This window comes from Lentzea tibetensis (assembly GCF_007845675.1).
In the GTDB taxonomy this organism is placed as follows: Bacteria; Actinomycetota; Actinomycetes; order Mycobacteriales; family Pseudonocardiaceae; genus Lentzea; species Lentzea tibetensis.
On sequence record NZ_VOBR01000008.1, the window covers coordinates 44689 to 67163 of the forward strand.

A 22475-nucleotide genomic window follows, 5' to 3' on the forward strand; every position below is an offset into this window, starting at 1 on the left:
CGCACATCGTGTCACTCCGCCGCCTCGATCGGAAGGCATCCGAGAATGCAAATCAGGCACTCGACCCATCCGGACCAGTTGCAGGAGTTCGACACCGACCAGCTGCGGGCGCACTACCTGGTCGAAGACCTGTTCGTGGCGGGCGAGATCAAGGTGGTCTACACGCACGAGGACCGCATCGTGGTGGGCGGCGCGGCCCCGGTTCCCGGGCAAGCGCTTACCTTGGGCAGTTACGGGCCTTTGCGCACTTCGTCCTTTTGCGAACGTCGGGAGCTCGCCGCTCTGGTGATCCGCGGGTCCGGCAGCGTGTCCGTCGACGGCACCGAGCACAAGCTCGGCACGCGGGACTGCGTGTACGTCGGCCAGGGCGCGGTGGACGTGCAGTTCCACGCGGCGGAGGACGACACGCACTTCTACCTGTTCTCGACCCCGTCGCACGCGTCGTTCCCGACGGCCGTCGCCCGGTTCGACGAGGTGGACGTGCTGAACATGGGTTCGCCGGACACCGCGAACGTGCGCGAGATCCGCAAGTTCGTCCACGCCGACGGCATCCGCTCGTCGCAGCTCGTGCTCGGCGTGACGAGGCTGGCGGCGGGCAGCGTGTGGAACACGATGCCGCCGCACACGCACGACCGGCGCACCGAGTGCTACCTGTACTTCGACCTGCCAGCGGACCAGCGCGTGATCCACCTGTGCGGCGAGCCGCAGCGGACGCGGAACATGGTGGTGCGCAACGAGGAGGTCGTGATCTCCCCGTCGTGGTCCATCCACAGTGGAGTGGGCACGCACGCGTACACGTTCGTCTGGGCCATGGGTGGCGAGAACCAGGCGTACGACGACATGGACCAGGTCGCTGTGACGGAGCTGCGCTAGATGGACCTCTTCTCGTTGAGCGGAAAGACCGCACTGGTGACCGGCGCCCGCACGGGCATCGGCCGAGCGATCGCGGTCGGTCTCGCGGCGGCCGGCGCGAAGCTGGTCCTGCTGGGGCGCGGCGACCTTTCGGGAATCTCTTCCTCGGTGATCGACGTGGTGTCCGTCGACCTGGAAGATCCTTCGGCTCTGTCTCCCGCGCTCGCGCCGGTGCTGGAAGCGCACCAGATCGACGTGCTGGTGAACAACGCGGGCACGATCGGCCGCGGACCTGCTTCGTCGGTGTCGCTGGAGGACTGGCGGCGCGTGCTGTCGGTGAACCTCGACTCGGCGTTCGTGCTGTCACAGCTGGTCGGTAACCAGATGCTGGCGGCGGGCAGCGGCAAGATCGTGAACATCGCGTCGCTGCTGTCGTTCCAGGGCGGCATCCTCGTGCCCGCGTACACGGCGTCGAAGCACGCACTGGCCGGCCTGACGAAGGCTCTGGCGAACGAGTGGGCGTCGTCGAACGTGCAGGTCAACGCCATCGCGCCGGGCTACATCGCAACCAACAACACCGCGGTGCTCCAGGCCGACCCCGAGCGCGAGCCCGCGATCAGCTCACGCATCCCGGCCGGCCGCTGGGGCTCGCCGGAGGATCTCGTCGGGGCGGCGGTGTTCCTGTCGTCACGCGCGTCCGACTACGTCACGGGACACGTGCTCGTCGTCGACGGGGGTTGGATGGGCAGATGACCGACACCGCCGTCGAGAAGACACTCGCCGTGCTCGAGGCACTGGCCGACCACTCGCGCATCACCGACATCGCGCGCGTGACCGGCCTGCCGAAGTCGACGGTCCACCGGCTCCTGCAGGCCATGGTGGACCGCGGCTTCGCCGTCGTGGGTTCCGAGGGCAACTACCTCGCGGGCCCGCGCGTGCTCGCCCTGGCCGGCAAGGTGCTGCGGCCGATCGACACCGTCGAACGCGCACGGCCTGCCCTGCGGTCGCTGCAACACGACACGCGCTGCACGGTGCACCTGGCCGTGCTCTTCGGCGACGAGCTCGTGTACGTCGACAAGATCGAGGCCGACAAGCCCTACCGGATGGCGTCGCGGATCGGGATGTCACTGCCCTGCCACGGGACGGCGATCGGCAAGGCGGTGCTGGCGTCGTGGTCGCCGGACGAGCTCGACGCGCTGATCCTGCGCGTCGGGCTGCCCGGCCGGACGCCTCGCACCGTCACCTCTGCCAAGCGCTTGCGGGCTCAGTTGTCGCGCGTGCGGCGGTCCGGGTTCGCGTTGGACGACGAGGAGAACGAGCGCGGGGTGCGGTGTGTCGGGGCGGCGATTCGGGATCACGCCGGGGTGGTGATCGGTGGAGTGTCTGCCTCGTCGTTGGCCATGGAGCACGGGATTGCCGAGCTCATCGCGTTGGGGCCTCGGGTTGTTCGGGCTGCGGCTGAGGTGTCGGCCGCGCTCGGGTTCACGGCATGATCCGCCGGGGCACGGCGTGATCCGGCGTGCGGGCTCGTGCGCCGGCTGCGCAGCCGGCGCACGTGGTGATCTGCCGGGGCACGGCGTGATCGGGCGGGTGCGGGCTCATGAGCGGCGGCCCGACCCCAGCGCGCGTCGCGACCGGCTGTGCCTTCGGGTGCGCATCCCGGCCGACCAGGCGCCCGGTGTGCACGATGATCTGGCCCGTGCGCCGAGTGTGCAGCTGCCTTGACCATGCGCCCCGGCACGCGGCTTGCCATCGACCGTGAGCTCCGGCGCGGGCCCGGTCAGCCAGGCTCCGAGCCACCGGTCAGCAGGACACCGGTCAGCGTCGCCGGTCAACCTGACTCCGGGTCGCCGGTCACCGTGGCCGATCAGCGTGCCTCCGGTGCGGAGCGTCGCTCCAGGGTGCGCGTCGTCGTTGACGTGGACCCGTGGCCCGGCTCCCCCCGCGTTCCTCTTCCTTGCGGGAACGAATGGGGCCATCCCCTTCGTTCCTCACCATCGGGCGATGTGGACAACCAGAATCCGTCACCCTCTGTGCAAAGTGGTGACCATTGCCTCGATCGCGATGCGGGGTTTCACGTTCAGGTCAATGGCTTCGCGGCAGGCGAGTACGGCTTCGAGGCGGCGCAGGATCGAGTCGGCTGACCACTGGGCGGCGGCGGTGCGTGAGTCGGCTGAGCGGTCCGGGTGGTTCAGGGACGCCTCGGAGCCTGTTTTGGTGACCAGGGCGTCGCGGTAGAAGCCGGCCAGGTCGACCAAAGCCAGGTCCAGGGAGTCGCGTTGGGTGCGGGTCGCGCGGGATTTCTGGCGCTTTTCCAGGTCTTTGATCGCGCCCTTCGCGCCGCGGCTCGCGGCGGCGGTGCCCTTGCCGGTGCCGCCTGCGCCCATCGCGGTTTCCAGGGCCTCGCGTTCCGCCTCGTTGCGGGACTCGTTGGCCGTTGAGGCGTCTTCCTCCGCTGCCTTGATCAGTTCGTCGGCGCAGGTGAAGACGTCGGCGGGGCGGCGGAGTGCCAGTGGGATGCGCAGCACTGCCTCGCGGCGGGTGCGGGCTGACTCGTCCACCGCCAGGCGGCGGGCGCGGCCAACGTGGCCGCCGCAGACGGACGCGGCCCACGACGCCATCTCGGGTGGGATGCCGTCGAGTTGTTCCAGTGCGGACGCGATCGACGGTGGGCGGGGTGAGCCCAGTGGCACCAGGCGGCAGCGGGAGCGGATGGTCACGGACACGTCGTCCGGGTGGTCGGACGGGGCGCACAGCAGGAAGACGGTGCGGTCCGGTGGTTCCTCCACTGCCTTCAGCAGTGCGTTCGCGGCGCCTTCGGTCAGGCGGTCGGCGTCTTCGATGATCACTACCTGCCAGCGGCCGCCGGTTGGTCTGCGGGCCGCGGTCTGCACCAGGGCGCGCATCTCGGCGACGGAGATCGACAGGCCCTCCGGCGCCACGACGCGGACGTCGGCGTGGGTGCCGTGCAAGGTGGTTCGGCAGCCGGGGCAGACACCGCAGCCTGGGCGGTCGTCGGTCGCGGTGCACTCGAGGGCGCCTGCGAACGCGCGGGCCGTCGACGAGCGGCCCGAGCCGGGTGGGCCGGTGAACAGCCACGCGTGAGTCATCGCGCCCGGCGCCGGTGTGCCACCTGCCACGATGCTCGCCGCTGCCTCGGCGGCGGCGCTCAGGGTTGCGACGGCATCGGGTTGGCCGACCACCTCAGCCCACACGCTCATGCCCACCTCCGTATCCGCCCACAGTCATACCAGCGACCCCCGACAGCCCTGTCGCCGAGGACACGGGAGGACACGATCAGACGGTGGCGTGGGGACGGTTCCGGCTTGCGACGAGCGGGAAGACCGCGGCGTGGATACGGGACGCGACCTCGTCCGGGTCGGCGTCGGCGTCCACCACGACGTAGCGGTCCGGGTCTGCGGCCGCCATCTCGGACAGCAGGCGCTGCACGCGCCAGTGGTGTTCGACGTTGCTGAACGAGCGGTCGTCGGACACCGTCGAGTCCGGCGGGCGGTCCAGCAGAACGGTCAGGTCGGGGCGCAGGCGACCGGTCGCCCAGTCGACCAGGCCCTCCAGCTCGGTGTGCTCCAGCGAGCCCGCGGCGGAGAAGTGCGCCATCGGGCTGTCGACGTACCGCTCCATCACGACCAGCGATCCGGCGTCCAGCGCCGGACGCACCTGCCGCTCCACGACGTCGGCGCGCACGGCAGCGGCGACCAGGGCCTGCGCCCGCACACCGGCCAGCTCGGCCGACGACAGGACGTTGCGCAGCCTGCGCTCGTCCAGCTCGGGATCAGCGGCCAGCAGGACGTCCAGCCCGTCGGCGCGCAGAGCGGCGGCCAGGCGGCGGGCCTGCACGGACGTGTCCTCGCGGGTGTCGCCCTCGACGGCGATCAGCATGCCCTCGGTGCGCACCGACCGGCCGCGGATGGCCGCGAACAGCGACGACAGCACGCGTTCGTCGCGCCGGTCGTCCATCTGCCGATAGGCGACGAGTCCGAGTGCGATGGCGATGACGGCGCCGCCGAGCATCACCGGGCGGGTCGCGTCGACCTCCATCGGGTGACCGAACACGCTGATCTGCCGCCGCTGGATCACCGACACCAGCAGTGGCGCACCAGCGGAGGCACCGAACAGCACGATCTTCAGCAAAGACTGGATCAGGGCGACGGTCCGGCCGCGCATGGCGTCCTCGACCTGCGAACCCACGATCGTCAGGCCGGTCAGGAACGCGACACCGGCACACGCGCCGACCAGGGCGACGGTGAGCAGCGCGACCCACAGGTGCGGCGCGAACGCGACCAGCCCCAGCGTCACGCCGGCCAGCACGATCGTCACGCCGAACAGCCGGTTGTACGACAGGCGGCGGGCGAACCTGGGTGCGCCTGCCATGCCGAGCGCGAGTCCGACGAACACGGCCACGAACAGCAGGCCGAACGTCGACGCGCCACCGAGCAGCGACTCGGCGTAGAGCTTGGCGGTGCTGATGACCACGCCGGCCGCGGCGAACGCGCCGATCATGCCGATCACCAGGCCGCGGACGAGCGGCGTCGCGGCGGCGAAGCGCAGGCCGTCGCGCAGCATCTCCCAGAACCCCGGCGCGTCCTGCTGCTTCTTGGGCGTCGACGCGGCGCGGCCGGAGAGCTCCGGCAGCCTGGTCGCGACCAGGACCGCGGACGTGAAGTACAGCAGGCCGTTGATCATCACGGCGATGGTGGCGATGCGGAACTCGAGGTTGCCGCCCTGCAGGTTCAGGTAGCCGGGGATGCCCGCGATCAGCGAGTACAGGCCGAAGCCGCTGATCGTCGAGATGCCGTAGGTCATGACGAGACCGAGCTGGTTCGCCGACTCCACCTGGTCCGGGCGGCGCAGCAGGTTCGGCACCGCGGACTCCTTGGCCGGAATCCACAGCATCGCGCAGCAGCCGACCAGGAAGTTCGCGACGAACAGCCACCACGTGGTGCCGATCAGCGCGATCGAGAAGAACAGCGAGCCGCGCGCGATGTCGCAGACGACCATCACCTTGCGCCGGTCGAACCGGTCTGCGAACACACCGCCGAGCGGCGCGAAGAGGATGCCGGGCAGCAGCTGCGTCAGCACGACCAGGCTGAGCGCGAAGCTCTGCCACTGGTAGCTGTTCGTCAGCTCCGACACCAGGCCGGTGAGCGCGAGCAGCGACAGCCAGTCGCCGACGCTGCAGAGGTAGGTGACCAGCCACAACCGGCGGAACGGCCGGATCGCCAGGACGCTGCGCAGCCGGTGGCTCATGGACACACCGGACTCGGCAGGCCTCATCCGGCCAGCCTCGTCCGCACCTGTGTCCGCATCCTGAATGACTTCACCCCTTGTTGAATCTGCCCTCGGATCAGCGTAACCGGAGGGCCTGACAGATTTCGGCCGACTCAGCCGAACAAAGCCACAACGATCACTACGACCGCCACGACGATCATGAGTGCGCAGCCGCAGCCGAGCAGCGCGTTGGTCGTGTCCGACGTTCTCGCGACCGCCTGTTGTGCCTGCTGAACAGGCAACTCAGCCGGTGGCCGCGGTATCTGCGCCGGTGGCCGAGGCTGTTGCGGCTGCCGCCGTTGCTGCGGCCGCCTGGCCTGCTGTTCCCGCGCCATCTGCGCGGCGATCGCCCGCCGTGCCTCCTCGGAGGGCTCCGGTGGAGCCGGTGGCTTGGCCAGCGGCAGCACCGGACGGGCCAGGTACTTCTCGGCGGCTACCAGGCCCGCGAGCGGGTCCGGGTACACCCGGAGCGGTGGCGGAGCTTGGGTTCCATCGAGTCCGAACACCGCCACCTCCGGCAACTACGAACGTCAGCTCTTGCTGGCGGCCTTCTTGGCCGGTGCCTTCTTCGCCGGAGCCTTCTTGGCAGGCGCCTTCTTCTTGACCGGCCCCTTGGCCCGCTTCTCGGCGAGCAGCTCGGCGGCGCGCTCGTCGGTGATCGTCTCGACGCTGTCGGTCTTGCGCAGTGACGCGTTCGCCTCGCCGTCGGTCACGTACGGCCCGAAGCGGCCGTCCTTGATGACCATCGGCTTGCCGGACACCGGGTCGTTGCCCATCTCGCGCAGCGGCGGCGCCGCGGTGGCGGAACGGCCGCGCTTCTTCGGCTCGGCGTAGATCTTCAGCGCCTCGTCGAGGGTCACCGTGAAGATCTGCGACTCGTCGGTCAGCGACCGCGAGTCCGTGCCCTTCTTCAGGTACGGCCCGTACCTGCCGTTCTGCGCGGTGATCTCGGCACCCGTCTCCGGGTCCTTGCCGACGACGCGCGGCAGCGACAGCAGCAGCATCGCGTCGTCCAGCGTCACCGTGTCCAGCGTCATCGACTTGAACAGCGAGCCGGTGCGCGGCTTCGGCGCCTTCTTGTTGCCGTTGTCGGCCTCGGGCAGCACCTCGGTGACGTACGGACCGAAGCGGCCTTCCTTGGCGACGATCTCGTGGCCGGACACCGGGTCCGTGCCGAGCGAACGGCCTTCCTGCGGCGTCGAGAAGAGGTTCTCGGCGATCTCCGCGCTCAGCTCGTCCGGCGGCAGGTCGTCCGGCAGGTTCGCGCGCTGCGCGGTGGGGTTGCCCTCCGCGTCGTTGATCTCGCGCTCCAGGTACGGCCCGTAGCGGCCGACCCGGACGACGACGGTGCGACCTTCGGCGTCGCTGAACAGGGGGATGGAGTTGACCTCGCGCGGGTCGATCTCCTCGACGCTGGAGCCGACGAGCTTCTTGAGGCCACCGGAGCGGCCGACCGACCCGTCCGGGCCGACGGAACCGCCGAAGTAGAAGCCGTTCAGCCACGTCGTGCGCTGCTGACGACCGGCGGCGATGCCGTCCAGCTCGTCCTCGAGCGCCGCGGTGAAGTCGTAGTCGACGAGGCGGCCGAAGTGGTTCTCCATCAGGCCGACCACGGCGAACGCGACCCAGGAGGGCACCAGCGCGGCGCCCTTCTTCCACACGTAGCCGCGGTCCTGGATGGTGCTGATGATCGAGGAGTAGGTCGACGGACGGCCGATGCCCAGCTCTTCCATCATCTTGATCAGGCTCGGCTCGGTGAAGCGCGAGGGCGGGGACGTCGAGTGGCCGTCGGCGGACAGCTCGGCCACCGTGATCGCCTGGTCCTTGACCAGCTGCGGCAGGCGCGACTCGGCGTCGTCCGACTCGCCGCCGGCCTCGGCGTCGACGGTCTCGACGTAGGCCTTGAGGAAGCCGGGGAACGTGATCGTGCGGCCGGACGCGGCGAACGTGCACTCCTGGCCGGTGGTCGCGGCACCCGAGATGCGGACGCTGGTCGTGTTGCCCCGCGCGTCGGTCATCTGGGACGCGATCGTGCGCTGCCAGATCATCTCGTAGAGCTTGAACTCGTCCGAGTCGAGCTCGCTCGCGACCTGGCCGGGGGTGCGGAACACCTCTCCGGCCGGCCTGATCGCCTCGTGGGCCTCCTGCGCGTTCTTGACCTTGCGCGTGTACTGGCGCGGCTCCTTCGGCACGTACTGGGCGCCGTAGAGCTGCGTCGCCTGCGCCCGCGCGGCCGTGATCGCCGTCTCCGACAGCGTGGTGCTGTCGGTACGCATGTAGGTGATGTAGCCGTTCTCGTACAGCTTCTGCGCCGTGCGCATCGTGCGGTCCGCGGAGAAGCGCAGCTTGCGGCCGGCTTCCTGCTGGAGCGTCGAGGTCATGAACGGCGCGTACGGCTTGCGCGTGTACGGCTTCTCCTCGACCGAGGAGACCTTGAGGTGTGCGCTGTCGAGTCCGGCGGCGAGCGCGCGGGCCTGCGCCTCGTCCAGCACGGTGACCTCGGAGCTCGCCTTGAGGCGGCCGTCCGAGCCGAAGTCGCGGCCGGTCGCGAGGCGGGTGCCGTCGACGGCGACGAGCCTGGCGCCGAACTGGCGCGGCGTCGCGTCGGCGCCCGCGTCCATGGTCGCGGAGAGGTCCCAGTACGAGGCGGAGACGAACTTCATCCGCTCGCGTTCGCGCTCGACGACGAGCCTGGTCGCCACCGACTGCACGCGGCCAGCCGAGAGCTTCGGCATGACCTTCTTCCACAGCACGGGGCTGACCTCGTAGCCGTAGAGGCGGTCGAGGATGCGGCGGGTCTCCTGCGCGTCGACCAGGTCCTGGTCGAGGTCGCGGGGGTTGGCGGCGGCGGCCTGGATCGCGGACTCGGTGATCTCGTGGAACACCATCCGGCGCACCGGGATCTTGGGCTTCAGGGTCTCGAGGAGGTGCCAGGCGATGGCCTCACCCTCGCGGTCACCGTCTGTCGCGAGGTAGAGCTCGTCGACGTCCTTCAGGGCTTCCTTGAGCTCGGTGACCGTCGTCTTCTTGTCCGCGCTGACGACGTAGAGCGGCTCGAAGTCGTGGTCGACGTCGACACCGAGGCGGGCCCACGCCTGCCCCTTGTACTTGGCCGGCACGTCGGCCGCGCCGCGTGGCAGGTCCCGGATGTGTCCCCTGGAGGACTCCACGACGAAGTCAGCGCCGAGGTAGGAGGCGATCTTCTTCGCCTTCGTGGGTGACTCGACGATCACGAGCCGTCGATTGCCGCCCGTTCCCTCGGTGCTCTTTCTCGTCCGTGTCGTTCCAGCCACGCTGTCCCGCTCTCTTTCCAACCCGTGTCCCAGGCCCGCCGGTGCTGCCCAGACCTGCCAGTGTGCCCTGTCCGCGGCGCACCTTCGACGAGACAGAGTGACACAACCTTGCCTGAAAGCCCGCCTAGGCTGCCGGCCAGGTGCGCTCGGCCACCCCGCTCGGAGGGCTTCCGACCAGCTCAGCGAGCCGTGCGAGGCGCCGCCGCCCGGTCACCCGCAACGCGGGCGCGTTCACCAGGGTGCACGGAAGGCCGGACCGCAGCAGCGCATTTCTCAACGGTTCGTGTGTCGCGGGTGCGTCCGGGTCGAGGCCGAGGAGGTAGGCCGACTCCACCCAGTGGCCGGACGCGAGCGCCCACACGCGCAGCATCGCACCATCCAGTTCGAAGCAGGGCGGAACGGTCTTCGCGGTGCCGTCGAGCCACCGCGCGGCGAGCCCGGTGAGGTCCGTGCGGAACGGCGTGCGCACGTGCCGCTCCCCCTCATCTGAGGAGAAGACTTCCGAGGTCACGCCCCGTTCGGCGCACGCGGAGCGCAGCGGGACGGCGCGCCAGTCGTCGCGCAGTCGCACGGAGATTCGCGCCGCGGTACCCCGTGCGAAGCTCAGCGCCTGGCCGGGCCCGCACAGCAGCCCGGCGAGGTCGGCCACCCCTGGTGTGCGCGCCTCGGCGGAGAAGAAGGACAGCTGCCCCACGGCGCACAGGGTAGAACAGACGTTCGACGAGAACCAGTGGCGCCGTGATTCAACCGTTACCGAGCAGGCACAACGCGTTGCTCCATCCGGCGTCTTCTGTCATGTCGCCATGACGGCGACCTGGGGGAACTTGATCTGGGGGATCTGGAAATGAAGCTCAACCGCGCTGTTCTCATGACCGCTGCGGCCGTGGCCGGCGTGCTCGCACTGACCGCGTGTGGCGGTGGAAACACCACTCCGCCGAGCGCGACCAGCACGCCCACCTCCGCGTCGACGCCGGCCAGCAGCGCGGCGCCCACCGAGAGCGAGAAGCCGAACGCTCCCGACGCGCCCGGCGACGTGACGATGCGGCCGTCCGGCTTCGGTCCGTTCAAGATCGGCATGGACGAGGCCGCGGCGAAGGCGACCGGCCAGCTCGGCGCGCTGGTGTCCGACGACAGCGGCTGCAAGATCTACGAGACGGGCTCCGACAAGAGCGGCCGGGTGCGGATCGGGCAGGGCACCGAGGGCATCTACAGCCTCACCGCGCCGAACGGCGTGCGCACGCCGCAGGACATCGGGCAGGGCTCGACCGACGCCGAGGTGCGGGCCGCCTACCCGGACGCGAAGGACTTCCGGGCGGGGTTGTCGACCGAGGACTACCTGTTCGTGGTCGAGGGCAGCAAGGTGATCCAGGTCGTCGTCCAGGGCGACAGCGCGTGCCCCGGCAAGCTCTGACCGCATGAGAACGGCCCGCCGATCACTCGGCGGGCCGTTTCCACGTTCGGGTCTTACGAGGTGGGCGCCGAGGACGACGAACCGGCGCCGCCCTGGAGCTCCTGGCAGTTCTTGGCCTTCTTCTCCGCTTCGGCCAGGTTCGACTGGACGAAGGTGTCCTGGAACTCGGTCGCGACCTTCGCGAAGTCACTCATCTGGGTGCCGACCTTCGAGAAGGCGTCGGCGATCGCGGCCGGGTCGTTCGGGTCGGCCGCGTCGATGGTCTTCTTCGCGTCGTCGAGCGCGGTCTTGAGCTTGCCGAAGACCTCGGTGCCCGCGGTGACGAGCTTCTCGGAGTCGGCGTGCGGGCCCTTCTTGAGGGCTTCGAGGTCCTTGATCGACTTGTCGACCGAGGCCGAGCCGCTGCCAAGCCACTCGGAGAAGCCGGTCTTCAGCTTCGCCGGGTCGGACATGTCGAGGTTCGGTTCGGTCGAGAGCGACTTCACCGCGTCCAGGCTGGCACCGCACACCTTGTCGACCCAGGCGACGACCTCGTCGTCCTTGCCCGAGCCGGTGCTGCCGCCACCGCTGCACGCGGTCACGGCGAGTGCTACCGCGGCCAGCACCGCAGCGGTCTTGAGGCGGTTCTTCATGTGCTACTCCCCACAGGGGTTGGGGCTGAAGGACCGGGCGGAAGTTACAGCACTGCTCCGTCAGGTCGTGGGAGCGACGCCCAAATCGCGCATTTCCTGACACTTCGGAGCGGTCAGCGCGGCCTTCTCGAGCTCGGGGACGGCCTGGAGGTCCTTAAGCGGGTCGGCGAGCTGGCTGAGCTTCGCGATCGCCTCACCGGCCGCCTGGAGACCACCGGTGGGGTCGTTGGCGTCCGCCTGGTCGATCTTGCCCTTGGCCTCGGCGAACGTGGTGCCGAGCGTGGTGAACGTGTCGGCCATCTTGTTGACGGCTTCCTCACCGCCGGCAATGGGCGAGGTCCCGACCTTGCGCAGCTCGTCGGCGGACTTGGTGAACGCTTCCGCGAGCTGGCCGATGTAGGCGGCCATGTCGGCCTTCAGCTTCGCCGGGTCGCCGCTGTCCAGCTTGGGAGCGGTCTTCTCCAGCTTGGCGAACTCGGACGCGGCACCGCAGACCTTGTCCATGTACTGCACGGCGGCGTCGTTGGACGCCGCGCTCGTGGGGGAACCGTTGCCGCTGTTCCCCGAACCGCACCCGGCGAGCGCCACTGCGGCGACAGCGGTGATCAGGAGGCGGAGCCTCATGTCGAACTCCCTGAGTCGGGACGATGCGGACAGCATCGACCCTAACCCGAGATGCGATGAAGGGACCTTTCCGCGCGCTGTCGGCGCGGAAAGGTCCCTTCACGGTGTTCAGGCGACTACGCGGCGCCGTTGCTCACCGACTCCGCGGGGGTGTCCGCGATGGCGGTGCCACGACGCTTCGAGACGACGACCGCGCCGACGATGATGAGCGCCGCGGCGGCCGCGATCGTGTAGCGCAGCGCGTCGGACGCGCTGGAACCGACCGAGAACGCCACGATGGCGGGCGCGATCAGCACCGACACCAGGTTCATCACCTTGATGAGCGGGTTGATCGCCGGACCGGCGGTGTCCTTGAACGGGTCACCGACGGTGTCACCGATGACGGTCGCGGCGTGCGGGTCGGAACCCTTGCCGCCGTGGTTGCCGTCCTCGACGAGCTTCTTCGCGTTGTCCCACGCGCCACCGGAGTTGGCGAGGAAGACGGCCATCAGCGTGCCGGTCGCGATGGCACCGGCCAGGTAGCCGGCCAGTGGGCCGACACCGAGACCGAAGCCGACGGCGACCGGGGCGAGCACGGCCAGGAGGCCGGGCGTCGCGAGCTCGCGCAGCGAGTCCTTGGTGCAGATGTCGACGACCTTGCCGTACTCGGGCTTGACCGAGTAGTCCATGATCCCGGGGTTCTCCCGGAACTGGCGGCGGACCTCGAACACGATCGCGCCCGCGGCGCGGGTCACGGCGTTGACCGCGAGGCCGGAGAACATGAACACGACGGCCGCGCCGATGGCGATGCCGACGAGCACGTTCGGGCTGAACACGATGAACGAGAACGAGGACAGCTCAGGCGTGAGGTCGCCCGCCTTCTGCAGCGCCTGACCGATCGCGTCGCTGTAGGAGCCGAACAGCGCGGTCGCGGCCAGCACGGCCGTCGCGATCGCGATGCCCTTGGTGATGGCCTTGGTGGTGTTGCCGACCGCGTCGAGCTCGGTGAGGATCTTCGCGCCCTCGCCGTGCACGTCGCCGGACATCTCCGCGATGCCCTGCGCGTTGTCGCTGACCGGGCCGAAGGTGTCCATCGCGACGATGACGCCGACGGTGGTGAGCAGACCGCAACCGGCCAGCGCGATCGCGAACAGCGACACGATGACCGAACCGGACAGCAGGAACGCGCCGTAGACGGCCGCACCGATGACCAGCGCCGTGTAGACGGCGGACTCGAAGCCGACCGAGATACCGGACAGGATCACCGTCGCCGCACCGGTCAGCGAGGTCCGGCCGACCTCCTGGACCGGCTTGTGCTCGGTGCCGGTGTAGTAGCCGGTGAGCCAGAGGATCACGCCGGCGAGCACGATGCCGATGATCACGGCGACAGCGGCGATGAGCGCCGGGTTGCCGCTGGTGGCCTTGATCTGGTCGGAAACGCCGCTGAGGTCGCCGAACGAGCTCGGCAGGTACGAGAACGCGGCGATCGTGCAGAGCACCGCGGAGATCACGGCCGAGATGTAGAACGACCGGTTGATCGCGACCAGGCCACCCTCACCGGTGCGCGCGCTGGTCGTGTAGACGCCGATGACGGCCGTCAGCACGCCGATCGCGGGCACGATCAGCGGGAACAGCAGACCCTGCGCGCCGAACGCGGCGGTGCCCAGGATCAGCGATGCCACCAGCATCACGGCGTAGGACTCGAAGAGGTCCGCGGCCATGCCTGCGCAGTCACCCACGTTGTCACCGACGTTGTCGGCGATCGTGGCGGCGTTGCGCGGGTCGTCCTCGGGGATGCCCTGCTCGACCTTGCCGACCAGGTCGGCACCGACGTCAGCGGCCTTGGTGAAGATGCCGCCGCCGACGCGCATGAACATCGCGAGCAGCGCGGCGCCGAAACCGAAGCCCTCCAGCACCTTCGGTGCCTGGCCCGCGTAGACCAGCACCACCAGTGCGGCACCGAAGAGTCCGAGGCCGACGGTGGTCATGCCGACCACACCACCGGTGCGGAACGCGATGCGCATGGCCTTCTCGCGACCACCCTCGCCCTCGTTCGCCGCGGCGGCGACACGCACGTTGGCGCGCGTGGACAACCACATGCCCAGGTAGCCGATCGTCGCGGAGAACGCGGCACCGACGATGAAGAACAGCGACCTTCCGATTCGCTCGGCGAGATCGTCCGCCGGTAGCGCGAACAGCAGCACGAACACGACGACGACGAAAACGCCGAGCGTCCGGAACTGCCGGTTGAGGTATGCCGCTGCGCCCTCCTGAACCGCCTTGGAGATGTCCTGCATCTTGGCGGTTCCCTGGCCCGCGGCCAGAACCTCCTTGAGCAGCACGTACCCGACGGCTAGAGCAGCCAGGGCGACCACGGCGACCGCGACCACTACGCCGCGATCACCTCCGGAGAGCTCGAGGCCCTCCGCGAGGAATTGCCGGGACATCCGTCCTCCTGGTGAGTTGCCAGTGCAGCGCCAAGGCGACCAGCCGCCCGAGCGCGACGTGATGCATCCCTCATTGGATGCGATGCCGGGGGAGTCTAGGGGTTGCTTGCAACGAGGCAACGAAGTGTCCCGATCCGTGCACACACCGTTATCCGCCCAGGAAGGCGAGCCGGACTGTCAGGGGTCTGTGCAAAGCTCGCCAACGTGGTGGATCAGGGACGGCGGCTGCTGGATCGCGTGCTGGCCGGGGTACCCGTTGGCGAGTCGCCGCTGACGCACGTCAGCGACCTGCCCCAACGGGTCGCGTCGCATGCTTCGTGGCCGTCGTGGGCCCCTGAGCAGGTGGTGTCGGCGTTCGTCTCTTCGGGTGTTTCCACACCGTGGGAGCACCAGGCGGCCGCGGCGTCGCTGGCGTGGTCGGGGTCGAACGTCGTGCTGGCGACCGGGACCGCGTCCGGCAAGTCGCTCGCTTACCAGTTGCCGGTGTTGAGCACGCTTTCGAGTGACCCTCGGGCGACCGCCCTGTACCTGGCGCCGACCAAAGCCCTTGGCGCGGACCAACTCCGGTCCGTCGTCTCATTAGGCGTTCCCGGCGTGCGCGCGGCGTCGTTCGACGGCGACACCCCGCTCGCCGAGCGGGACTGGGTGCGCGAGCACGCCAACTGGGTGTTCACGAACCCGGACATGCTGCACCGGGGTTTCCTCCCCCGGCACTCGAGGTGGCTGCGGTTCTTCCGGCGGCTCTCCTACGTGGTGGTCGACGAGTGCCACGCCTACCGCGGCGTGTTCGGGTCGCACGTCGCCCTGCTGCTGCGGCGGTTGCGGCGCGTCGCGCGGAAGTACGGTGCCGACCCGGTTTTCGTGCTCGCGTCGGCGACGGTGTCCGATCCGGGCGCGTCGGCGTCGCGGCTGCTCGGTGCCCCGGTCGAGGCGGTGACCGAGGACTGCTCGCCGCGCGCCTCGCGCACGGTCGCCCTGTGGGAGCCGCCGCTGACGTCGCTCGCCGGCGAGCACGGTGCGCCGGTGCGCCGGTCGGCAGGCTCGGAGACGGCGCGGATCCTGGCGGACCTGGTGGTCGAGGGTGCCCGGTCGCTGGCGTTCGTGCGGTCGCGGCGCGGCGCGGAGCTGACGGCCATCGGCGCCCGCCGGGTGTTGTCCGAAGTGGACACTGATCTCGCCTCGCGGGTCGCCGCCTACCGGTCGGGCTACCTGCCCGAGGAACGGCGTGCGCTGGAGAAGTCGTTGTCCTCAGGCGACTTGCTGGGCGTCGCGACGACCAACGCGCTCGAGCTGGGCGTCGACATCGTCGGCCTCGACGCCGTCGTCGTCGCCGGTTTCCCCGGCACGCTGGCGTCGTTCTGGCAGCAGGCCGGCCGGGCCGGCCGCGCAGGTGACAGCGCTCTCGTGGTGTTCGTCGCGCGCGACGACCCGTTGGACACCTATCTCGTGCACCACCCCGCCGCCGTGCTGGAACGGCCCGTCGAGGCGACCGTTCTCGACCCCACGAACCCCTACGTATTGGGCCCGCAGCTCGCGTGCGCGGCGTCCGAACTACCGCTGACCCCTGCCGACCTGGAGGCGTTCGGCGGTCCCGTCGCGCAGGCCGTCGTAGACGAACTGGTCGCGGAGCGGGTGCTGCGCAAGCGACCCGCCGGCTGGTACTGGGCATCGCACGACCTGCCGCACTCCGGCGTGGACATCCGCGGCTCCGGTGGTGACCAGGTCGCCGTCGTCGAGGCGGACTCCGGCCGGATGCTCGGGACCGTTGATCCGGGGTCGGCGTGCTGGCAGGTGCACCCCGGCGCGGTGTACCTGCACCAGGGGTCGTCGTACGTGGTCGACGAGCTCGACCTCGAACACGGGCTGGCCATGGTGCACGCCGAGGAACCCGAGTGGACGACTCAGCCTCGCGACGTCGTCGACATCAAGGTCGTGCGGGTGCTGGAGCGCAAGGAGTTCGGCGGCGTCACCGTGTGCCTGGGTGAGGTCGAGGTGACCACGCAGGTGGTCGGCTACCTGCGGCGGCTGCTGTCCGGCCAGGTGATCGACCAGATCCCGCTCGACCTGCCTTCGCAGACGCTGCACACGCGTGCGGTTTGGTACACCGTCGCGGACCCGTTGCTGGCAGCCGTCATCGAGGGCCGCCAGGTCGCGGGTGCTCTGCACGCCGCCGAGCACGCGGCGATCGGGTTGCTGCCGTTGTTCGCCGTGTGCGACCGGTGGGACATCGGTGGCGTGTCGACGGCCGTCCACCCGGACACCGGTGAGGCGACGGTGTTCGTGCACGACGGGCATCCCGGTGGTGCCGGGTTCGCTGACCGCGGGTTCGCGGCGATCGTGCCGTGGTTGACCGCTACCCGTGAGGCGATCAACGCCTGCACCTGTCCTTTGGGATGCCCCTCTTGCGTGCAGTCTCCCAAGTGCGGCAACGGGAACGAGCCGCTGGACAAGGCTGGCGGAGCGGCGGTCCTGGACGTGGTGCTGAGGGCCATCACCTAGCGCGACCTAGTCACCTTCGGCTAGGTAGGCGACGCGACCACCGCGCGCGATCGCGTCAGTGTGTCGACTTGTGGGCGATCGCGCCGCCGTCTGCGGAGCAGCGGCCAAGAGTACTGTGGGGCGCCAGGGGGCGTCGGTCTCGGGAGGACCGACGCGCGCCCCTGGCGCACTCCACGCTGCCGAACACTCGGGTGAGGTGCCTGCTACCGCTCATCGGACCTTGTGCCTGGGACATCGGCGGATTCTCGTGGTCGTCGCTCGTGGACATTGGGAGGCGTCGTTGTCCGTGCGACGTGTTTCCGGGGGAGGATCCGGCTTCGCCGACCGCGATCTGCTGTTGGGCCAGATCGCTATCGTCCGAGGCTTGGGGTCGTTGCGCGGGAGGCGGTCCTTTCCGTTCCGTGTTCGGCGGGTGCCCGTCCTGCTGTGTCGTCGAAGTGCGGGGTACGACGACGGTTGCCGGACTGGGCAGGTGGTGCGGCCGTGCTGGGCACCGCATTCGGGGTTGTCGGGGAGAGTCCACTGCGACACCCAGCACGGCCGGGTCTACATCAGACGGTCGCGACCAGCTCGGGGCTCACCGCGGTGTGCAGCGCCTCGACCAGTGCGTCCTGCACGACGCGCGCGTCCGGCAGGTCGCGGCCGCAGATCTGCGGCTTGACTCGCCAGTGCACGACGCCGTGCGCCATCGGGGTGGGGGGAAGCGGGATGTACTCGCCCTGTGCGTAGTGGCGCACGTCTTCGTGGGCGCTGAGCTCGGTGTTGAGGACGTCACCCGACGCCACCAGGAACATCCAGCGGCCGGACGGCGTCGCCGCGATCGGCACCGGGATGCCCATGTTGCGCAGTGCGACCGCGGCGCGGCGGCCGAGGTCGGTGCCGACCTCGATCGCGTCGACGCTGTGGCCGGTGGCGACCAGCAGGCTGTACGAACGGCCGGCCCACCAGGTCGCGACCTGCTCGGGACGGGTGCCGATCCGCTCCTGCCAGTCGTGGTGCACCGGGACGGGACCGGACGCGTCGAGGCCGTCGCGGCCCGCCCACATCGTCTCGCCCGCGGCGGAGACCGTCGGATAGGTGCCTGGCAGCACAGGCCATCCGCGCCACGCGAGGCTCACGGCCTCTGCACGCAGCTCGATGCGGAAGGCCCCGCGCCAACTATCCGACCACTCCATCTTCGTTCGCCTCCGTGATCTGCTCGACACCTGTTCGGACACCGTGTCGGTTTTCGTAGGACACCGTGTCGGTGCCGCCACTACAACTAACGACACCAGGGGCAAGCGAAGTAACCCTCGCTCGACAACTGGTAGCTACGGGACGGCGAACGCCCTTCGCTTGACCGGGCAACTGAACTGTTGGCGTTTGGTTCGATCACCGTTCAGCATGTCCGGACCCCGATGTGAGTCCGCTCACCGTTGGCAGACGACCGCTCGTCGTGCCCCAAACGTCCTGATCTTCGGCCGGACCTGCCTTCGACCGTGCGCTCACCGGGCCGAACGGCGTATCGGCTGACGCCCGGATGAGCACGTCCCAACCGCTCACCTGGCACTCGTCGAGCCGCGCACGGTTCCGTTCTGCGACTCGTCTTGCCTGGTCACAGGCACTCTGTTCGCCGTCGATCAGGTGCACTGCGCCGGCCAGCGCCGCCAGATCGGCCGCACCTGTCACCCGGTGCCGGGTGATGACCGCTGACCCGAACTGGATGCCGGCACCAACAAGGACGAGCAGGACGGCGACCATCGCGATACCGCTCACCGTGGCCGAACCCCGGTCGTTCATCCCGGCTCCAGCACGGCGAACGCCTCCGCGCCGACCCGGACGCCGGGCAGCGGACTCCGCCCGCGGACCTCGACGCGCACCGCGCCGCCTTCGTCGTGGACGGTCAGCTCGGCGTTCGGCGCGATCCGCTTGCCTGCCGCGAGCGCCTGGTCCCGTTCGCCGCGGGCGACGAGCCTCGCGGCCTCGCGGGCGGCGTCGGTGCAGCGCAGCTGACCGATCATCGTGCCGACACCGGCCGCGGCCACCGCCAGGACCATGAGCAACGCGCACACCGCGATGGCCGCCTCGACGGTGGCCGCACCCCGGTCGTCGCTCACCCGATCGACAGCGCGCCCTGCACGAGCTGCGCGATCTTGGCCTGCACGGCGTCGCTGCTCAGCACGACGTACAAGGTGGCCGCGAGCGCCGCGGCCGCCACCGTGCCGAGTGCGTATTCGATCGTCGACATCCCACTGTCGTCTTTCAGCATCTTCTTCGTCCTTACTGTTCGAGGAACTTGGTCGCGAGCCCGAGCACGACCGGCAGCACGCCGACGCACACGAACGCGGGCAGGAAACACAGTGCGAGCGGCCCCGCCACCAGCACCGCCGCCCGCTGCGCGCGGGCCTCGCTCTCGTCGCGAGCGTCGGCCCGGACCCGGCAGGCGAGCTCGGTCACGGCACCGGCCAGCGCGGTGCCGGAGCGGGCCGTGCGGCGGGCGGCAACCGCGAGCGGTTCGGTGTCGGGGTTCTCGGCCGCTGACGCCCACGCCTGCGCGGGGTCGGCGCCGAGGGCGAGCAGCTCGGCGACTCGGGTCAGCGCCGGATCGCCCGTCGCCCTGATCGCTGTCGGAACTGGGAGGCCCGCGCGCAGGCAGGCGGCCAGCAGGTCCCAGTTCGCCGCTCGTTGGAACGGCGCGTTGCTCTCGGCTCGCGCGCGAGGTGGATCGTGGTCGCGCCTGCGGAGCCTGGTGACAGCGAGCGGTCTCGTCGGCGCGATGAGGAGTGCGAGCGCCAGCAGAAGGAACGTCATGACAGCACCGCCTGGGTGGTGATCCGAGTCGTCCACAGGCTCGCGCGCGGACAGACGGCCAGCAGGTCCCAGCTCACCGCCTGTTGGAACGGCGCGCTGCACTCCGCCCACGCGCGGGGCAGATCGTTGTTGCGCTTCCGAAGTCTGGTGATCGCAGAAGGTCTCGTCGGCGCGACCAGCAGCACGAGCGCCAGCAGAACGAACGTCATGACAACACCACCTGACTGTTGATCCGAGTCGTCCAGAGCAGGCACGCGGCCAGCAAGTCCCAGGTCGCCGCCCGCTGGAACGGCGCATCGCTCTCGGCTCGCGTGCGGGGTGGATCGTGGTCGCGCCTGCGGAGCCTGGTGACCGCGAGCGGTCTCGTCGGCGCAACCAGGAGCGCCAACAGCAGGTCCCAGTTCGCCGCCCGTTGGGGCGATGCGCTGCACTCCGCATGCGCTCGGGGCGGATCCTGCTCGCGCTTCCGGGGTCTGGTGATCAGGAACGGTCTCGTGCGGGCAACTAGGGGCGCGAGTGCCAGCAGACGGAACGTCGTCATGGGAGTACCACCTGACTGTTGATCCGAGTCGTCCAGAGCAGGCACGCGCGCAGGCACGCGGCCAGCAAGTCCCAGGTCGCCGCCCGCGGGAACGGCGCGTTGCACTCGGCCTGCGCGCGAGGTGGATCGTGGTCGCGCTTGGGGAGTCTGGTGATTGCGGGCGGCCTTGTTGGCGCGACCAGGAGTGTGAGTGCCAGTAAGAGGAGCGTCATGGCAGTACTGCCTGGCTGGTGATGTGGGTTGTCCAGAGCAGGCCTGTGCAGGTGAGCAGGGCACCCAGCACCAGCAGCACCTGGCCCGGTGTCGTGGCGGTGAGGACGTGCAGGGGGTGGGCGCCGCTGAGTTGGCCGAGTAGGAGGCCGAACACCGGGAGTGCGGCCAGCACCGCTGCGCTGGCTCTCGGGCCGGCCAGCTTGGCGTCGGTCTGCTTGGCGAACGCGGTGCGTTGGGTCAGGTCGTCGCGCACCGCATCTAGTGCCTCGGCCAGCGGCACGCCCAGGTCGGTGGAGACGTGCCAGGCTCTCGCCAGTTGCGGCAGGGCGGTGTGCAGTTGCGGGTGGTCGGCGGCCATCGCGGTGAGGGTGTTGTGCACGTCGCCGCCCAGTCGTGCGGTGGCCGCTATCGCCTTGAACACCTGCCGGGCGGGTTCTGGGCAGTCCTGTGCCGCGGACTCGGCGGCTCCCGCCGCGTGCGCTCCCGCTCGCAGTTCGTCCACCACGGCGGCCAGACCGGTGGTCAGCGACTCCGTCGCAGTCAGGCGGTTTCGTTGCTTCGCACGGGTTTTCGCCACGCGGATGGTGGTCAGGGTCAGGAGTGTTCCCGCTGTCAACGCGCCCACTCCGGCCAGCCACCATGCCGTAGCCGCCGCCAGTGGCACCAGAAATACTTGTGGGACAACTAGGTTGGCGCGCTGGGGCCTCTTGCGCAGGCGATCGACAGGTGCCCTGTTCGGCCAGACCAGGAGGGCGGCCGCAGCCAGGATCGCGCTCAGCACAGCAGTTCCTTGAGCTGCTGCCCGGCTTCCTGCCAGCCGTCCGGGCGCCACGCCGGGATCACGCGGTTGTCCGGTCCGAACACGCCGATCTCGGCGAGCTTGCGAGTGCCGTCCGGGGCGCGGCGCATGTGCAGCACCAGGTGGAGCGCGGCGCCCAGTTGGCTGTGCAGCGCTTGCCGGTCGAGTCCGCCCAGTGCTGCCAGTGCTTCGAGCCTCGCGGGTACTTCGGCAGGCGAGTTGGCGTGGAGCGTTCCCGCGCCGCCGTCGTGGCCGGTGTTCAGCGCGGACAGCAGTTCGCACACCTCGGCTCCCCTGACCTCGCCGACCACGATGCGGTCCGGGCGCATGCGCAGGGCTTGGCGCACCAATTCGCGGACCGTGATCTCCCCCGCGCCCTCGACGTTCGGCGGGCGGGCGACGAGGCGGACGAACTGCGGGTGGTCCGGCCTGAGCTCGCCGGCGTCCTCCACGCACACGATTCGTTGTTCGCGTGGCACGCAGCCGAGGAGCGCGCCCAGCAGTGACGTCTTGCCCGAACCTGTGCCGCCGACCACGAGGAAAGCCAGGCGGGCCAGCACGATCCGGCGCAGCAGGTGGGCCGTCGGCTTGTCGAACGTGCCCAGTGCGCGGAGGGTGTCGAGGTTGTGGACGGCGGGGCGGAGCACGCGCAGGGACAGGCACGTGCCGTCTGGCGCGACCGGCGGGAGGACCGCGTGGAGGCGGACTCCGCTGCCGGGGAGCCAGCCGTCCACGCACGGCGAGGCTTCGTCGAGGCGGCGGCCCGCCGACACCGCCAGGCGCTGGGCGAGGCGGCGGACCGCGGCGTCGTCGGGGAACGTGATCGCGGTGCGGTGCAAGCCGTTTCGGCCGTCCACCCAGACCTGGTCCGGCGCGGTGACGAGCACGTCCGTGGTGTGCGGGTTGTGGAGCAGTGGTTCCAGTGGGCCCGCGCCCACGAACTCCTGGCGGAGGATGTGCAGTGCCTCCAACACGTCTGCGTCCGCCAGCACGCCGCCGGACTCGCTGCGGACCGCTTTGGCCACTGCCGCCGGGGTTATCTCCGAGCCGTCGCCTGCGAGGCGTTGCCGCACCCGGTCGACCAACGGCGTGGTCATGAGCCGCAC

21 protein-coding genes are annotated in these 22475 nt (G+C 69.9%); 5 read left to right on the forward strand and 16 right to left on the reverse strand.

Going from position 1 to position 22475, the window contains the following annotated elements; all coding sequences use genetic code 11:
• Window positions 1-45 precede the first annotated feature (45 nt).
• From kduI to FKR81_RS14380, 3 genes are read left to right on the forward strand one after another with little or no spacing between them, the layout of a single operon-like run.
• A complete protein-coding gene (gene kduI, locus FKR81_RS14370) occupies window positions 46-873 on the forward strand; it encodes a 5-dehydro-4-deoxy-D-glucuronate isomerase (RefSeq protein ID WP_146352091.1) in 828 nt (275 codons plus the stop codon).
• Window positions 874-1605: an SDR family oxidoreductase gene (locus FKR81_RS14375; RefSeq protein ID WP_146352093.1), complete on the forward strand. Its 732-nt coding sequence runs from the start codon at window positions 874-876 to the stop codon at window positions 1603-1605.
• Window positions 1602-2345, forward strand: a complete 744-nt coding sequence (locus tag FKR81_RS14380; protein WP_146352095.1) for an IclR family transcriptional regulator — start codon at window positions 1602-1604, stop codon at window positions 2343-2345. Before FKR81_RS14375 ends, FKR81_RS14380 begins: the two co-directional genes overlap by 4 nt.
• Window positions 2346-2876: 531 nt before the next feature.
• Here FKR81_RS14380 and FKR81_RS14385 read toward each other — a convergent pair.
• The 5 genes from FKR81_RS14385 to FKR81_RS14405 all read right to left on the reverse strand — a co-directional run bounded on the left by FKR81_RS14385 (window position 2877) and on the right by FKR81_RS14405 (window position 10128).
• Window positions 2877-4073, reverse strand: a complete 1197-nt coding sequence (locus FKR81_RS14385) for a DNA polymerase III subunit delta' (RefSeq protein WP_146352097.1) — start codon at window positions 4071-4073, stop codon at window positions 2877-2879.
• Window positions 4074-4149: 76 nt separating this feature from the next.
• Window positions 4150-6147, reverse strand: coding sequence for a bifunctional MFS transporter/dTMP kinase (locus tag FKR81_RS14390; RefSeq protein ID WP_146352099.1), 1998 nt, complete (start codon window positions 6145-6147; stop codon window positions 4150-4152).
• 107 nt (window positions 6148-6254) lie between these two features.
• Window positions 6255-6647, reverse strand: coding sequence for a hypothetical protein (locus FKR81_RS14395; protein ID WP_146352101.1), 393 nt, complete (start codon window positions 6645-6647; stop codon window positions 6255-6257).
• Between the two features lie 24 nt (window positions 6648-6671).
• Window positions 6672-9434, reverse strand: coding sequence for a type I DNA topoisomerase (gene topA / locus FKR81_RS14400; protein WP_235921541.1), 2763 nt, complete (start codon window positions 9432-9434; stop codon window positions 6672-6674).
• Window positions 9435-9558: 124 nt separating this feature from the next.
• A complete protein-coding gene (locus tag FKR81_RS14405) occupies window positions 9559-10128 on the reverse strand; it encodes a hypothetical protein (protein ID WP_146352105.1) in 570 nt (189 codons plus the stop codon).
• 150 nt (window positions 10129-10278) lie between these two features.
• On the opposite strand from FKR81_RS14405, the gene FKR81_RS14410 reads away from it, so the two are divergent.
• Window positions 10279-10845, forward strand: coding sequence for a hypothetical protein (locus tag FKR81_RS14410; RefSeq protein WP_146352107.1), 567 nt, complete (start codon window positions 10279-10281; stop codon window positions 10843-10845).
• A 53-nt stretch (window positions 10846-10898) separates the two neighbouring features.
• Here FKR81_RS14410 and FKR81_RS14415 read toward each other — a convergent pair whose 3' ends face one another.
• From FKR81_RS14415 to FKR81_RS14425, 3 genes are all read right to left on the reverse strand, one after another.
• Window positions 10899-11477, reverse strand: coding sequence for a hypothetical protein (locus FKR81_RS14415; RefSeq protein WP_146352109.1), 579 nt, complete (start codon window positions 11475-11477; stop codon window positions 10899-10901).
• A gap of 60 nt (window positions 11478-11537) precedes the next feature.
• Window positions 11538-12101 (reverse strand): hypothetical protein, encoded by a 564-nt coding sequence (locus FKR81_RS14420; protein WP_146352111.1) that lies wholly within the window; start codon window positions 12099-12101, stop codon window positions 11538-11540.
• Between the two features lie 116 nt (window positions 12102-12217).
• Complete coding sequence (locus FKR81_RS14425; RefSeq protein WP_146352113.1) at window positions 12218-14527, reverse strand: sodium-translocating pyrophosphatase; 2310 nt, start codon at window positions 14525-14527, stop codon at window positions 12218-12220.
• A 204-nt stretch (window positions 14528-14731) separates the two neighbouring features.
• On the opposite strand from FKR81_RS14425, the gene FKR81_RS14430 reads away from it, so the two are divergent.
• Window positions 14732-17026, forward strand: a complete 2295-nt coding sequence (locus FKR81_RS14430; RefSeq protein ID WP_235921542.1) for a DEAD/DEAH box helicase — start codon at window positions 14732-14734, stop codon at window positions 17024-17026.
• 551 nt (window positions 17027-17577) lie between these two features.
• Here FKR81_RS14430 and FKR81_RS14435 read toward each other — a convergent pair.
• The 8 genes from FKR81_RS14435 to FKR81_RS14470 all read right to left on the reverse strand — a co-directional run bounded on the left by FKR81_RS14435 (window position 17578) and on the right by FKR81_RS14470 (window position 22466).
• Complete coding sequence (locus tag FKR81_RS14435) at window positions 17578-18201, reverse strand: bifunctional DNA primase/polymerase (protein ID WP_146352115.1); 624 nt, start codon at window positions 18199-18201, stop codon at window positions 17578-17580.
• A gap of 196 nt (window positions 18202-18397) precedes the next feature.
• On the reverse strand, window positions 18398-18805 hold the full coding sequence (locus FKR81_RS14440; protein ID WP_146352117.1) for an Rv3654c family TadE-like protein: 408 nt from the start codon (window positions 18803-18805) through the stop codon (window positions 18398-18400).
• Window positions 18802-19122: a TadE family type IV pilus minor pilin gene (locus FKR81_RS14445; protein WP_146352119.1), complete on the reverse strand. Its 321-nt coding sequence runs from the start codon at window positions 19120-19122 to the stop codon at window positions 18802-18804. Before FKR81_RS14445 ends, FKR81_RS14440 begins: the two co-directional genes overlap by 4 nt.
• The gene (locus FKR81_RS14450) at window positions 19119-19274 is read right to left on the reverse strand and encodes a DUF4244 domain-containing protein (RefSeq protein WP_146352121.1); all 156 of its coding nucleotides are present in this window, start codon (window positions 19272-19274) and stop codon (window positions 19119-19121) included. Before FKR81_RS14450 ends, FKR81_RS14445 begins: the two co-directional genes overlap by 4 nt.
• 11 nt (window positions 19275-19285) lie before the next feature.
• Window positions 19286-19816: a type II secretion system F family protein gene (locus tag FKR81_RS14455; RefSeq protein ID WP_146352123.1), complete on the reverse strand. Its 531-nt coding sequence runs from the start codon at window positions 19814-19816 to the stop codon at window positions 19286-19288.
• Window positions 19813-20025 carry a hypothetical protein gene (locus FKR81_RS14460; RefSeq protein WP_146352125.1) on the reverse strand — a complete coding sequence of 71 codons (213 nt, stop codon included), beginning with the start codon at window positions 20023-20025 and terminating at the stop codon, window positions 19813-19815. Before FKR81_RS14460 ends, FKR81_RS14455 begins: the two co-directional genes overlap by 4 nt.
• Window positions 20026-20565: 540 nt before the next feature.
• On the reverse strand, window positions 20566-21351 hold the full coding sequence (locus FKR81_RS14465) for a type II secretion system F family protein (RefSeq protein WP_235921543.1): 786 nt from the start codon (window positions 21349-21351) through the stop codon (window positions 20566-20568).
• Window positions 21345-22466: a TadA family conjugal transfer-associated ATPase gene (locus tag FKR81_RS14470; protein ID WP_146352127.1), complete on the reverse strand. Its 1122-nt coding sequence runs from the start codon at window positions 22464-22466 to the stop codon at window positions 21345-21347. Before FKR81_RS14470 ends, FKR81_RS14465 begins: the two co-directional genes overlap by 7 nt.
• Window positions 22467-22475 lie beyond the last annotated feature (9 nt).